The following is a 12,980-nucleotide window of genomic DNA, read 5'->3' as shown; positions in this document are numbered from 1 at the left end:
CTCTCTGTCTGACAGGACAGCGTGGTCGATAGCGATCCGGCTTCCGTGGGTGGATCGCTAAAAAAGAGATTGAGCAATTGAACAGTAGAGGCTGGCAAGTTGTGAATCCTTGCTCGCTACTTCAATGTCTGATCTTCAATCGACGAATTTCCCATCTCCATCTCCATCCCGATTCCCGAATCTAACGCCCCGCCACCGCGATGCCAACGAAGATCGCCAGGCCAACCCAGTTGTTGTGCAGGAAGGCACGGAAGCAGGGGCCGCGCTCGCGGTGGCGGGCGATGCGGAATTCGTAGGCCACCAGCAGGGCCGCAACGCCCAGACCGGCCCAGTACGCCGCACCAAGATCAGCGCGCAGGTCGACCAAGGCCAGGACTGCGAACATCAGCGCATACAAGATGCCTTGCGCGACCAGATCGAATCTGCCGAACAGGATGGCGGTGGATTTGCTGCCCATGCGGATGTCGTCGTCGCGGTCGACCATGGCGTACCAGGTGTCGTAGGCAGTTGCCCACAGGATGTTGGCGGCGTACAGCAGCCAGCCCAGAACCGGCACGCTGCCTTGCACGGCGGCGAAGGCCATCGGGATGCCCCAGCCGAACGCCATGCCCAGATAGACCTGGGGCAGGTGGGTGTGGCGCTTGAGATAGGGGTAGCTGGCGGCCAGGAAGACGCCGGGCACGCTCAGCAGCACGGTCAGCCAGTTGAGCGTGAACACCAGCGCGAAGGCCACCAACATCAGTACCACGAATACCCAGAGCGCCTCGCGCCCGGAGACCGCGCCGGTGGCCAGCGGACGCGATTTGGTGCGCTCCACGTGCGGATCCAGCCAGCGGTCGGCGTAATCGTTGATCACGCAGCCGGCCGAGCGGGTCAGCCACACCCCGGCGGTGAACACGAACAGCGTCCAAAGCGGCGGCAGGCCATCGGCGGCCAGCCACAACGCCCACCAGGTAGGCCAGAGCAGCAGCAGACTCCCGATCGGGCGGTCGCCACGGACCAGCTGCCAGTACTGGCCCAGTCGCTGCGGGCACGTCAGCCCGCACGCTGCGGGCAGTCGTTCGACATCATGCTTGCTCATGCGGCAAAGGGTAGCAGCGCGGCTCGGCCGTGGTCATGTGGGCGCTGTGCGGGCGGCAATCCTGGCAATGCCCTGCCTCCGCGATGGGATACGGCTGGCCGCAGCGATCAAGGTTGCGAGCGGCCAGGGCCGTGCGTTGGTGCAGGCGGGCTGGGGCGGGCGGTGCGATTGCCCCGCAGGCTCGGCAATGACCGCGCTCAGGCGCGTGCTCAACCTGACGGTCAGGTGGGGAGCGTTGAGCAGGCTTGCATCTGGCGACGGCCGCTTGAGATGGCCGCGCCGCTGCACGTCTGGACCCTGTGCGCTTGAACCTGGGCATCCGGTGCCGCCCGGCGAATGCCCCGGCCGAGAGGCCGGTGTCATCACATCTGGAGTGACGCCGTGGCTGGCCAGGTCCCGTGTCGCCCAGCCCCATCACGCGCACGCCGGCTGTTCTGGCATAATGCGCGGCCAGGCGCTCGTAGCTCAGCCGGATAGAGTAGTGGCTTCCGAAGCCATTGGTCGGGGGTTCGAATCCCTCCGGGCGCACCAATTTCAGTTCCAGGGCTTATGCTGGGATTTAAAAGAACCCTCGAGAGATCGGGGGTTTTTTGTTGTCCGTACACAGCGAAAGGTCAACCCGGAGCCATTGGCATCCAGGCTGATCGGGCATAGATGGGCGCACCCGCCTTCAACGCAGGAGTGCAGAAGATGGATGTCCCATGCACTCAAGCGGCTTCATGGAACACTTCAACGACAGCGACCAACGCGGCGTCCTGGATATGCAAGGGTTCGGCAGTCTGCGCGAAGCTGGCAAACAGACCGGCTGGCGCTTGGCTGGCGGCCGGCAGCAAATAGAGACAGCATGGACGCGGCGGGTAAGCACCCGCCGAGTTCTGCAATCAACACACCAGCATGCCTGTCCGTTGTTAACATAGGCAAAGGTATGCTTGCGCTGCGATCCCAGCGTCGCCGGCGACGCCACATCGCGTGCCGACCCGACCCCTGAAAACTGCACCAGTGCGCGCGCGGCCGAGTCCTCCAGGCAACCACCCGCTCACTGACACCGCGCCCATGGATTCTGTGCGCGCTGTTGACGCATTGGGCCGATAATGGCGCACCGCTGGCAGCACGCCAGTCTGCTGCCAGGGCGCGTATGTCTCTTTCCGTCGACTCATCGGATGCCGCCACCGCGGCAGATTCGCTTCCGCCCGCACCAGCGCACCGCCCGCGCGCACCTGCCTCGATGGTGGTGCTGGCCACGCTTGCCGTTGGCTACACGCTGTGGGCGGCGCAGACGATCATTCTGCCGATCATGCTGGCCGTGTTTTTCGCGTTGATCGGCAACCCCATCCTGCGCGGTCTGCGCAAGTTGTATATCCCGCGGTTTCTCGGCGCTTTGCTCATCCTGTGCCTGGGCCTGGCAGGCACCGTGACCCTGGCGGTGCAACTGGCCGGCCCGGCTGCCGAGTGGGCGCAACAGGCACCGCAGCACATGCAGCAGATTGCCCACGATGTGCGCAATCTCACCAAGCCGGTGATGCAGGCCAATCAGGCGGCGGAAAATTTTGCACGCGCCGCCGGTGGCGAAGGCCAGCGCGGCGTGCAGATCGTGCGCACGCAGATGGACGACCCTTACAAGGCCCTGGTCCGCACGCCCAAGCTCGCCGCGTCGGTGTTGGCGGTGGTGCTGCTGACGTTCTTCTTCATGGTCTATGGCGAAAGCCTGCAGCGGCATGCGATCGCCTTGCTGCCGAACCGCCAGCAGCAACGTTTCACCACCGAGATCATGCTGGACATCGAACGCGAGGTTTCGCGCTACGTGCTCACCATCAGCGTGATCAACACGCTGGTCGGGCTGGTGTTTGCCGGCATTTTGTATGTACTGAAGATTCCGCTGCCGGAAGCGATCTTGTGGGGCACGGTGGTAGGGTTGTTGAATTTTGCGCCGTATGTGGGTCCGTTGATCGGCGTGATGCTGATGCTGCTGATGGGCTTTGTGGAATTCCGCACTACCTTGTCCTCGCTGTTGCCGGCAATCCTGTACCTGGCACTGCACACCATCGAAGGCCAGGTGGTCACGCCCATCGTACTGGGCCGCCGCATGGCGATCTCGCCGCTGATGCTGATCCTGGGGCTGATGCTGTTCGGCTGGTTGTGGGGCATGGTCGGCCTGCTGCTGGCGGTTCCTTTGCTGGTCTGCATCAAGATGGTGCTGAGCCGGGTGGACGTCATGCAGCGCTGGGCGCGGTTGCTTGAGTAGCGGGGACTGGGGAGCCGCAAAGGCATGCATTGCGTCACTGGATCGGCTCGAAGGCCACTTGACTGCTTTTGCCACTCTCCAATCCCGACTCCGCAACCCCCTTTTCATAGCCACCGCCGTAAAATGCGGCAATGAGCTTCCACATCCGCGCCATCACCCTCGACCTCGACGATACGTTGTGGCCCTTTGCGCCGATCGGGGCGCGGATCGATCAGATGCTGTACGACTGGATGCGCGAGCACAGTCCGGTCACTGCCGAGCGCTTTCCGGTGGAGGCGATGCGCGCGCTGTGTGAGCGCAGCTTTGCCGACAACCCGCACCTGCATCACGACCTCAGCGCGCTGCGTCGGTTGACGCTGGAAATGGCGTTGCGCGAGAGCGGCGGCGATCTGGCGTTGCTGGAGCCGGCCTACGAAGTGTTCTATGCCGCACGCAACCAGGTGGAATGCTATCCGGATGTGCTCGACGCGCTGGCGCGCATCGCTGCGCACGTACCGGTGGCCGCGCTCAGTAACGGCAATGCCGATCTGCAGCGCATCGGGCTGATGCATCACTTCGCATTTCAGCTGGGCTCGCGTGAACACGGCAGCGCAAAGCCCGACCCGAGCATCTTCCTGGCCGCCTGCGGCCGGCTTGAGGTGTCTCCGGCGCACGTGCTGCATGTGGGCGACCACGTGCGCACGGACGTGCTGGGCGCGCTGGATGCAGGCCTGCGCGCTTGCTGGATCAACCGCGAAGGTGCGGTGTGGTCGCACCCCACCCAGCAACCGGATCTGGAATTCGACAGCATGACCGGGCTGGCCGATTGGCTGGACGCGCAGCCGCCGCATCCTGGCCCCGCGCACGCCGGCATCACCCTTCCCGCCTGAGCCCATTGCTCGGCGCACGGCGCCACATTCGAGGATTCCCATGTCGCACCTCACCGGTTTCATCGATTCCAACGCCGCGGCCTTGCCGCTGTATGTACTCGACCGCGAGAGCTTTACGCGCTGGTGCGCACAACAGCCCACCGGTGTGCTGTCGTGGGCGCAGGCGCAGCGTTTCGAAGCCGCACCGGGCAGCGTACTGCTGTTGCCGGGCGACAACGGGCTGGCCGGGGCGATTCTCGGTATTGGCGATCGTGCTGATGCCTACGCTTATGCGCATGCGCCGATGGCATTGCCGCCGGCCAGCCGCTGGACGCTGGCCAACCCGTTGAGTGATGCCGAGCAGGCGTTGCTGCATCTGGGCTGGGGATTGGGCGCGTATCGCTTCGCGCGTTATCGCAAGGTGCCGCGTGCGCCGGCCGAACTGGCGGCCACGCCGTCGGCACAGACGCGCGCCTTGATCGAGGCCTGCCTGCAGGTGCGCGACTGGGTCAATACGCCCACCGAAGACATGGGCCCGCAGCACCTGGAAGACGCCACGCGCGCAGTTGGCCAAGCGCATGGCGCTCAGGTCGATGCGATTGTCGGCGAGGCGTTGCTGGCGCAGAACTTCCCCACCATCCATACGGTGGGGCGCGCGTCGCATCGCGCGCCGCGCTTGATTGAGTTGCAGTGGGGCGACACGGCCCATCCGCATCTGGTGCTGGTCGGCAAGGGTGTGTGCTTCGACACCGGCGGGCTGGATCTGAAGCCGGCCGATGGCATGCGCAACATGAAGAAGGACATGGGCGGTGCGGCGCATGCGTTGGCGCTGGCCGGGCTGGTGATGGCGCAGCAGTTGCCGGTGCGGTTGACGCTGCTGATTGCGGCAGTGGAAAACGCGGTGGGCCCGGATGCGTTCCGCCCTGGCGAGGTGATCACCACCCGCGCCGGTGTGACGGTGGAAGTGGACAACACCGATGCCGAAGGCCGCCTGGTGCTGTGCGATGCGCTGAGCTATGCCACCGAGCAGCGCCCGGACCTGATCCTGGATTTCGCCACCCTCACCGGCGCGGCGCGGATCGCGCTGGGCCCTGACCTGCCGGCGCTATTCGCCAACGACGATGCGCTGGCACAGGCCTGGATCAACGCCGGCGAACAGACCCGCGACCCGGTGTGGCGCATGCCGCTATGGCGTCCTTATCTGCGCTATCTCAACAGCCATGTCGCCGATATGGCAAACGCCGGCTCGCGCATGGCTGGCGCCGTCACCGCCGCGCTGTATCTGGAACGCTTCGTGGCACCCGGCCAGCCGTGGGCGCATCTGGACGTCTACGCCTGGAACGACAGCGACCGCCCTGGCCGCCCCGCCGGCGGCGAAGCACTGGCCCTGCGCTCGGCGTTCGCGATGCTTCAGCAACGTTACGGAAGTTGAGCGCGGTTAGCGCTGCTGTCACGCTGCGGCGAACACAGCGCTCGCTGCGCGGGTCATCCCTGGTTACGCAACAACGGCGCGATCGTGCGCATGCGTGTCTGCGTCGCCGGGCCGATCAATGCAAATGCGGTATCGCCTTCAGCCCAGTATTGTGCCAACAGACGGCCATCGCGGCGCTCGCCGGTCGGCATCGGTCCGCTGCGTGGACGCAGATACAGGCCAATGCGCGCAATTGGCACGCTATACACCAGCATCGCGGCCGCGCCTTCCAGCATGAACAGCAATTGCCCACCGCGCAGCGTATGGCCTTGCGCGCGCAGATCCGGCACGACGCCGGCATTGCCGAAATACGTGCGCAACCACGGTTGCAACTCCGCACGGCGCTGCACGTCCAACGCAACGCCCTGCTGCGTGCCGGCATCGGCGAACAGGCGATAAGCGGCGACGGCAGCGGCCATCGGCACGCGTTGGCTGGCGACCCGGCTCGCATGCAGCTGCCAGCCCAGTCCGGTACCCAAGCCCAGTGCCAGCACGCAACTGGCGGCCACAGCAAACACGGCGCGACGGCGTTGTTGCAGGCCACGGCGAATCGCCGCAGGCGTGAGTGCATGGCGCCCATCTCCGGTGCAAGGCCGGCATGCGCGGCACGTAGCGCTTCGGCATCGCGCTTCCAGCCAGCCAGCCACGCGCGCGGCCGGCGCGGGATGCGCCTGCAACCAGGCCGCCACTGCTGCGTGTTGCTGCGGGGCAAGGCGGCCATCGACATAGGCGTGCAACGCGTGTTCGTCGGGCGGTGCGATGGTCATTTCAGGATCCTCGATGCAGGTGCGTGGTTCACGTGACCTTCGTTGACTGCGCGCAAGCGTTCGCGCGCACGCGACAGGCGCGAGATCACCGTGCTAATCGGGATGCCGAGGGTGTCTGCCACCTGGCGATCACTGAAACCCTCCACGCTGACCAAGAGCAACAAGGCGCGCTGCTCGGGTGGCAACAACGCCAGACGGGCCAACATGGCGCGACCGTCGTGCACCTGTTCGGCGGATGCGGATTGGCTGGGCTGTTGTGGGGCGAACAGACCCACCACCCGCTGCCAGCGCGCGACACGGCGCTGCCCATCCAGAAACTGCCGGTACAAAATGGCGAACAACCACGGCTGCAGGGCGTCGGCGGTATGCCGTGTGCGCCACCGCCGCAGCGCACGCTCGAGTGTGGCTTGCACCAGATCGTCGGCGCTGGCGGGGTCGCCACTCAGCGAGCGCGCGAAGCGGCGCAGCGCCGGCAGCATGGCGCGCAGTTGGTCATCGTCCAGAGCATCCATTGGCAGGTTTTGGTGGTGGCATCACGCAGTGGACGCACTGAAGCGCGGATGATTCCCACCATTCGTGCGCGTGCCACACTATTATTGGCGATCAAGGGAATAACTCGGCGCACACGTCGTCTCACTGCATCGACCACTCACAGCATCGACCACAGGAGCCAGCCATGACGTTGCCACCTCCCTCGCCCCCGCGTGCGCGCAGCCCCGTGCTGCCGTTGTTGGGGATTGCCGCGATTGCCGGCGGCGTTGCGCTGGCGTTTGCCTGGACGGCCGGCTGGATCGGCAGCGACCGGCTCACTGCCGCACGCATGACCGACACCATCGAATCCAGCGGGCCGCCGCATCCGGGCTTCCGCCGTGCGCATACCAAGGGTGTCTGCGTGAGCGGGCACTTCCAGTCCAGCGGCAAGGCCACCTGGCTGTCGTCGGCACGCATCTTCAGCCAGCCCAGCACGCCGGTGCTGGGACGCATGTCGATCGGCGGCGGCGACCCGCACGGGCCCGACGGGCAGGCGCGCGTACGCAGCATGGCGCTGCTGTTGCGCAGCGACGATGGGCAGCAATGGCGCACGGCGATGAACAGTTTTCCGTTCTTCGTGGTCGCCACGCCGGCCGGCTTTCAGGCACTCAATGTGGCCTCCAAGCCAGACCCGGCCACCGGCAAGCCGGACCCGGAAAAACTGGCGGCGTTCGGCAAGCAATATCCGGAGGCAGCAAAGTTCCAGCAGTGGGCCAAGACCGCGCCGTGGTCGGACAGCTGGGCCAACACGCAGTACAACGGCGTCAACGCGTTCCGCGCGATTGCCGGCGATGGACGCGAACGCTACATCCGCTGGTCGATGCGCCCGCAGACGCCGTTCAAGGAATTGAGCGCCGAACAACGCAAGCAGGCCGATGGCGATTTTCTCGCCACCGATCTGGATGCGCGGCTGACGCAGGGGCCGCTGCGTTGGGACATGGTGCTGACCATCGCCGAGCCCGGCGATGCGGTGGACGACCCGTCGCAGCCGTGGCCGGACAGCCGCAAGCAGATCGTGGCCGGGACGCTCTTGATCGAGCGTGCGCAGCCGCAGGCCACCGGCCCGTGCCGCGATCTCAATTACGACCCGTTGATCTTGCCCAAGGGCCTTGCCGCATCGAATGACCCGATTCTGGCGGCACGCTCGTCGGTGTATTCGCAATCGTTCAATCGCCGCGAGCGCGAGATCGCTGACGGCCAAGGCAGCGCCGCCACCGGCCAGGGAGCACGCCAATGAGCAGACGCACCCACTTCAATCTGCCTGCGCGCGTATTGCATTGGCTGATGGCCGCGATGATCCTGACCATGCTGTTCGTCGGTGTGGGCATGGTGGCCTCGGTGACGCAACGGCCGTGGTTGATCGATCTGCATCGCCCGCTGGGCATCGCGATTTTGATCCTGGCAGTACTGCGCTTGATCAACCGCTTGCGCCATCGCCCACCGCCGCTGCCGGCCGATCTGCCGGCGTGGCAGAAGGCCGCCGCGATTGCCTCGCATTGGCTGCTGTATGCATTGATGCTGGGCATGCCATTGATCGGCTGGGCGATGTTGTCGGCCGGCGGCTACCCGATCGTGCTGTGGCCGGGCGCGAACCTGCCGGCGATCGCACCGCACGACCCTGCGCTGTATGCCTGGCTGCGCAGCGCGCATGGCTGGCTGGCGTATCTGTTGTTCGCCACCGTGCTGGGGCATCTGAGCGCAGCCCTGTTCCATGCCTGGGTGCGCCGCGACGGCGTGTTTTCCAGCATGGCGCTTGGGGAGCGGTGACTCTTTCACATGAGCCTTTGATCACGCAGGTGGAGCACGGACCCAGCTTGCACTGAGCGAGCCCTTTGCCTTGCCCTGGACAGCAGGGCTCGCTCATTGGCAGAGTCCGTCAGCAACAGTGCGTTAGAGCCGCCTATCTACAGGTGGCTTCAACTCTGACGTGCGCCCAGCACGATCAGCCGCAAACTGCGTCGCAACCAGCACGCTGTGCAGTATCGGCCCGATCACGCGCAGCGCATCAGCGCCCATCGGCGCACGCAGGCCAGCCGGCGTCCACGCATCGACGCCGAGCGCATCCGCCAGATCGAGGTTCTGCTGAGGGAGGACGTCAGTCCCGAACAGATTGCCGGCCGCACCGGCTTGGCCAGTCACGCAGGGATCTATCGGCACATCGACGCCGACCAGAAGCGCGATGGTCGGTTATTCATGCATCTACGCAAACGCCGCCGCAAACGCCGTCGGCGTGGCGTGCGCGTGCGTGCAGCGCGTTTGCTGATCGCCACGACCGTGCGCGAGGTGTAGGCGGGCCATTGGCCCGCCGGGATTCGGGAGTCGGGAGTGGTGACAGCTGCGGCAGCGCATCTGGCTGCCGCAGCTGAACACAGGGCAGGCTGTCATCGTTCTGTCACCGCAATGCGGTAGATGCGCGGGCCGGGCAGGCCGTAGTCTGCTCGGCCGTTTGTTCCATCGATCAATCGCGATGACGCGCCTGCTTCTGCTGGTCTGCGCCTGCCTGTGGCTGGCCGGCTGTTCCTCTCCTTCGACCTCGCTCAGCGAGCGCCTGGTTGCGCCCGGTGGCACCTCGCCGCTGCTGGACGAAGAACGCATCGCCGCCACCATCGCCACGGTGCCCAACCGCAGCGGGCATGTGCTGACGCGCGATGGCGTGCCGATCTTCTGGCGTGCGATCGACCCCGGCCAGTACGCCATGCAGTACCGCTACATGGGTCAGCGCAACGACCCGGCGCATGCGCTGGATGTGGATTTCAGTTTCAAGGTTCCGACCGCTGTGCCGCCGACACCACGCGGCACGGTGGTGGTGCTGCATGGTTGGATGATGGATGGCGATTCGCTGCTGCCCTGGTCGCTGCAGCTCGCGCAGGCCGGCTATCGCGTGGTCACCATCGACCTGCGTAACCACGGCCATTCCGGCGGCGGGCCGTCCGGCTACGGCACGCGCGAATCCGATGACGTCATCGATGTGATCGATGCACTGCAGCCACGCGGCGAAATCCGCGGGCCGCTGTATCTGTTCGGTATTTCCTACGGCGCGGCCACCGCGCTGTTCACTGCCGACAAACTCGGCCCACGCGTGACCGGCGTGGTGGCGATGGAATCCTTCGCCAATGCCGGGCGCGGCATTCGCGACATGGTGCCGCACATGCTCTCCAGCCAACCGCACGGATGGCGCGGGCGGGCGGTGGCCGCGTATGCGCGCTGGCGCTATGCCGACCAAAATATCGACGCGGTGATTGCAGCGGCCGATACCCAGCTCAAGTTGGATCTGGACCATGTCGATGTCGCACACGCTCTGGCCGACACGCGCAGCTGCGTGCTGCTGTTGCATGGCGATGCCGATCAGCACATTCCAGTAACCCATGGCCGCGCACTCGCCTTGGCCAGTGCGCGTGCGCATTACGTCGAGCTCGCTGGCGAAAACCATTTGAGTCTGCCGCTGCGGCTTGACCTGCTCGGCGGGCCGATCGATCAATGGCTGGCGCAGGTGCAAGAAGACCCCAGCCATTGCCCTGCGCCGCAAACGCTGCCCGCTTCCACGCTGGCCGTCGCCAGCCCCCTGGCAGTGCCGCAGAGTTGAGCACGGCAATCGCGGCACGCTGACGCGCAGCCTTCGCGCTGCTCCACGCCACACGCATCGCATGCAGCGTGGCGCTGACTCAGCGCGCCGCCACCGGCTGACGCGAACGCAGTACGCTGTCTCCAACGAACAACAGCAAGCCGACCCAGATCGCGGCAAAGCCCATCGCGCGCCCTTGGTCGAACGGCTCGTGGAAGAACCACACGCCCAGCAGCAGCTGCAGGCTCGGCGCGATGTATTGCAAGATGCCCACCAACGACAGCGGAATGCGCCGCACGCCGTAAGCGAAGCCGATCAACGGCAGCGCCGTCACCACACCACCGAAGATCAGCATCGCATCGGTGCGCAGGCTCCAGCCGCTCAGGAACGCGCCGCCGTGGCCCTGCTCGCCCCAGGCCGCCAGCAGCAACGCCGGCACGAACAGATACACGCTTTCCACGCCCAGCCCGGCCACCGGATCCACTGCCACCAATTTGCGCAGCAGCCCGTAAATACCGAACGACACCGCCAGCCCCAGCGCAATCCACGGCGGCGCACCGGCAACGATGGTCAGCCACAGCACGCCCACTGCCGCGCACACCACCGCCACCCACTGGATGCGACGCAGGCGCTCTTTCAACACCAGCACGCCCAGCAAGACGCTCAGCAGTGGATTGATGAAGTACCCCAGGCTGGCCTCGATGACATGCCCGGCGTTGATCGCCCAGATGTACAGGCCCCAGTTGAACGCGATCGCCACGCTGCTGCCGGCCAGCATCCACAATGCACGCGGCTGCGCGGCAATGCTGCGCCACCAGCGCAGGCCCAAGCTCGCCAGCAGCCACACCACCACCAGCACCGTGCTCCACACGATGCGGTGGGCAATGATCTGCAGCGACGGCACCGCCTTGAGCAGATGCCAATACAGCGGCACCAGCCCCCACAGCACGAAGGTGGACGCGGTGATCAGTAGCCCGCGCCGCGCCTCCTGTGGCGAGACCGTGCTCATCGCCGCGCCTTGGCGAAGATGACTACCAACACGCCCGCCAGGATCACCGCCATCGCAGCGATGTCCTGCGCGCGGAAGCGCTCCTGGCCCAGCCAGGCGCCCAGGCTCACCGCAATCACCGGGTAGGCGTAGCTGCCGGCCAAGGCCGGACGCACGTGATGCAGCAACCCCACGTAAGCGGTGAACGCCACGATCGCGCCGAACACCCATCGGTATGCCACGGCCAACACGCCTTGCGGGCTCGGCCATGCCTGTGGGCGCTCGCCGATCAGCAAGCCGGTGCTGACCAGCAGCACGCCACCGCACAGCATCTGTCCAGCGGCGGTCATGAACGGCGACGGCAGATCGCGTCCGCACGACCACACCGAGCCGAACGCCCAGCCGATCGGTGCGATCAGCAGCAACACCAACCCACCCGGCGTCGCGGTCAAACGGGTGCTGGCGTTGAACCACACCATGCCCACAAAGCCGATCACAATGCCCAACCATTCGCCGCCGCTGGCATGCTGCCCGCGCAATGCACCGACGGCACCGTCGCCACCGCCGTGGCGGCCAGCCCGGACGACACGCTGCGCCCGGCCGACACCACCATACCGTTGCCCAGCAGCAACAATGCCGCGCCCATCAGCGCCACGTTCTTCCATTGCGCGCGCGTGGGCGCAGCCACACTGCGCCAGCGCAGCACGCTGTAGAGCACGCTACCGGCGACGATGAAACGTATGCCGGACACCATCGTCAGCGGCTGCGCACCACTTTCCAGCGCAACGCGGATCGCCAGATAGGTCGAGCCCCACACCACGTAGACCAGCAACACGGCGAGAACGACTAACCCGCTGCGCGCAGGCGCGGCAGCATCGTGAGAGGAAGACATCGGAATCGTGCCGGGCAGTACAGCGGAAACCTCAATTCTAGAGCACATGCACACGCCCTCGTCGCACACAACCGGCAGCCGTCTATCGCGCTATGGTGCACGCCAACCCGCATCCGAGAGCGCATATGCAGCGTCGTCTTTTCTGGTTGGCCCTGGCCGCCCTGAGCGCACTGTCCACCACCACCGCAGCACGCACCCCCGAGCCTTGGGAGCTCAGCGGGAGCAAGCTGATCGACGCGGGACTGGACGGATCGCTGGCGCCGGAAATCACCGCGCCAGAGCAAGCCGAACTCAAGGTCATGCTGTCGGCCAACCGCGCTGGCGCCTATCTGCTGGGCGTTGCCAGCGCCAGCTACTGCAGCCAGTGGTGCATGCCGGTAGGAAAGGCAGGCATGCCGGACCTGCAGGCGATCATCGCCGACATCGGCGCGCTGCCCGACGCGCGCCAAGCGCAAGCCGCGCCTGACCTGATCGTCCAGGCACTGGCCAAGCGTTATCCGTGCGGCAGCGTCGCCCAGCACAAGCGTGCCGCCAGCGGCACGTAACGCAAACATCGGCAAGTCGTAGGGCACGCCTATACGTAGGCGTTCAATGCGAG

Annotated in this window: 10 protein-coding genes, 1 tRNA gene and 3 pseudogenes; 9 read left to right on the top strand and 5 right to left on the bottom strand. The window is 65.9% G+C overall.

From position 1 onward, the window contains the following. Window positions 1–181 precede the first annotated feature (181 nt). Window positions 182–1,081: a 4-hydroxybenzoate octaprenyltransferase gene (gene ubiA, locus WJW29_RS04070; protein WP_011257385.1), complete on the bottom strand. Its 900-nt coding sequence runs from the start codon at window positions 1,079–1,081 to the stop codon at window positions 182–184. 454 nt (window positions 1,082–1,535) lie between these two features. Here ubiA and WJW29_RS04065 point away from each other — a divergent pair. The 4 genes from WJW29_RS04065 to WJW29_RS04050 all read left to right on the top strand — a co-directional run bounded on the left by WJW29_RS04065 (window position 1,536) and on the right by WJW29_RS04050 (window position 5,603). Further along, window positions 1,536–1,612, top strand: a tRNA-Arg gene (locus WJW29_RS04065). A 604-nt stretch (window positions 1,613–2,216) separates the two neighbouring features. Further along, entirely contained in the window at window positions 2,217–3,323 is a 1,107-nt protein-coding gene (locus WJW29_RS04060) for an AI-2E family transporter (protein WP_011407418.1), read from the top strand. A 131-nt stretch (window positions 3,324–3,454) separates the two neighbouring features. Beyond that, window positions 3,455–4,192, top strand: a complete 738-nt coding sequence (locus WJW29_RS04055; RefSeq protein ID WP_011257383.1) for an HAD family hydrolase — start codon at window positions 3,455–3,457, stop codon at window positions 4,190–4,192. A gap of 40 nt (window positions 4,193–4,232) precedes the next feature. Next, the gene (locus WJW29_RS04050; RefSeq protein ID WP_011257382.1) at window positions 4,233–5,603 is read left to right on the top strand and encodes a leucyl aminopeptidase family protein; all 1,371 of its coding nucleotides are present in this window, start codon (window positions 4,233–4,235) and stop codon (window positions 5,601–5,603) included. Between the two features lie 53 nt (window positions 5,604–5,656). On the opposite strand, the pseudogene WJW29_RS04045 reads toward WJW29_RS04050, so the two are convergent. Both WJW29_RS04045 and WJW29_RS04040 read right to left on the bottom strand, forming a co-directional pair. Then, window positions 5,657–6,409, bottom strand: a pseudogene (locus tag WJW29_RS04045) (anti-sigma factor). After that, entirely contained in the window at window positions 6,406–6,921 is a 516-nt protein-coding gene (locus tag WJW29_RS04040; protein WP_011257380.1) for an RNA polymerase sigma factor, read from the bottom strand. The pseudogene WJW29_RS04045 and the gene WJW29_RS04040 overlap by 4 nt, the downstream one beginning before the upstream one ends. Before the next feature lie 164 nt (window positions 6,922–7,085). Between WJW29_RS04040 and WJW29_RS04035 the strand changes: the two genes are divergently transcribed. From WJW29_RS04035 to WJW29_RS04020, 4 genes and pseudogenes are all read left to right on the top strand, one after another. Next, a complete protein-coding gene (locus tag WJW29_RS04035) occupies window positions 7,086–8,177 on the top strand; it encodes a catalase family peroxidase (RefSeq protein WP_011257379.1) in 1,092 nt (363 codons plus the stop codon). Next, window positions 8,174–8,707: a cytochrome b gene (locus WJW29_RS04030; RefSeq protein ID WP_011257378.1), complete on the top strand. Its 534-nt coding sequence runs from the start codon at window positions 8,174–8,176 to the stop codon at window positions 8,705–8,707. The genes WJW29_RS04035 and WJW29_RS04030 overlap by 4 nt, the downstream gene beginning before the upstream one ends. Before the next feature lie 159 nt (window positions 8,708–8,866). Continuing rightward, window positions 8,867–9,181, top strand: a pseudogene (locus tag WJW29_RS04025) (IS30 family transposase); the annotation flags it as partial. 226 nt (window positions 9,182–9,407) lie between these two features. Then, complete coding sequence (locus tag WJW29_RS04020) at window positions 9,408–10,523, top strand: alpha/beta hydrolase (protein WP_011407417.1); 1,116 nt, start codon at window positions 9,408–9,410, stop codon at window positions 10,521–10,523. 79 nt (window positions 10,524–10,602) lie between these two features. On the opposite strand, the gene rarD is transcribed toward WJW29_RS04020, so the two are convergent. Both rarD and yedA read right to left on the bottom strand, forming a co-directional pair. Next, the gene (rarD, locus tag WJW29_RS04015) at window positions 10,603–11,511 is read right to left on the bottom strand and encodes an EamA family transporter RarD (RefSeq protein ID WP_011257375.1); all 909 of its coding nucleotides are present in this window, start codon (window positions 11,509–11,511) and stop codon (window positions 10,603–10,605) included. Further along, window positions 11,508–12,430: pseudogene (yedA, locus tag WJW29_RS04010) on the bottom strand (drug/metabolite exporter YedA). The gene rarD and the pseudogene yedA overlap by 4 nt, the downstream one beginning before the upstream one ends. A gap of 44 nt (window positions 12,431–12,474) precedes the next feature. Between yedA and WJW29_RS04005 the strand changes: the two are divergent. Further along, window positions 12,475–12,927: a Rap1a/Tai family immunity protein gene (locus tag WJW29_RS04005; RefSeq protein ID WP_011257373.1), complete on the top strand. Its 453-nt coding sequence runs from the start codon at window positions 12,475–12,477 to the stop codon at window positions 12,925–12,927. Window positions 12,928–12,980 lie beyond the last annotated feature (53 nt).

The organism is Xanthomonas sp. JL1 (genome assembly GCF_038405005.1).
This window is presented reverse-complemented; position numbering and strand designations above follow the sequence as displayed.

Bases quoted from the DNA above. Each gene is read 5' to 3' on its own strand.
- WJW29_RS04060 (WP_011407418.1), top strand. From the start codon at position 2,217: ATGTCTCTTTCCGTCGACTCATCGGATGCCGCCACCGCGGCAGATTCG.
- rarD (WP_011257375.1), bottom strand. From the start codon at position 11,511: ATGAGCACGGTCTCGCCACAGGAGGCGCGGCGCGGGCTACTGATCACC.
- WJW29_RS04055 (WP_011257383.1), top strand. From the start codon at position 3,455: ATGAGCTTCCACATCCGCGCCATCACCCTCGACCTCGACGATACGTTG.
- WJW29_RS04030 (WP_011257378.1), top strand. From the start codon at position 8,174: ATGAGCAGACGCACCCACTTCAATCTGCCTGCGCGCGTATTGCATTGG.
- WJW29_RS04050 (WP_011257382.1), top strand. From the start codon at position 4,233: ATGTCGCACCTCACCGGTTTCATCGATTCCAACGCCGCGGCCTTGCCG.
- WJW29_RS04020 (WP_011407417.1), top strand. From the start codon at position 9,408: ATGACGCGCCTGCTTCTGCTGGTCTGCGCCTGCCTGTGGCTGGCCGGC.
- WJW29_RS04040 (WP_011257380.1), bottom strand. From the start codon at position 6,921: ATGGATGCTCTGGACGATGACCAACTGCGCGCCATGCTGCCGGCGCTG.
- WJW29_RS04005 (WP_011257373.1), top strand. From the start codon at position 12,475: ATGGTGCACGCCAACCCGCATCCGAGAGCGCATATGCAGCGTCGTCTT.
- ubiA (WP_011257385.1), bottom strand. From the start codon at position 1,081: ATGAGCAAGCATGATGTCGAACGACTGCCCGCAGCGTGCGGGCTGACG.
- WJW29_RS04035 (WP_011257379.1), top strand. From the start codon at position 7,086: ATGACGTTGCCACCTCCCTCGCCCCCGCGTGCGCGCAGCCCCGTGCTG.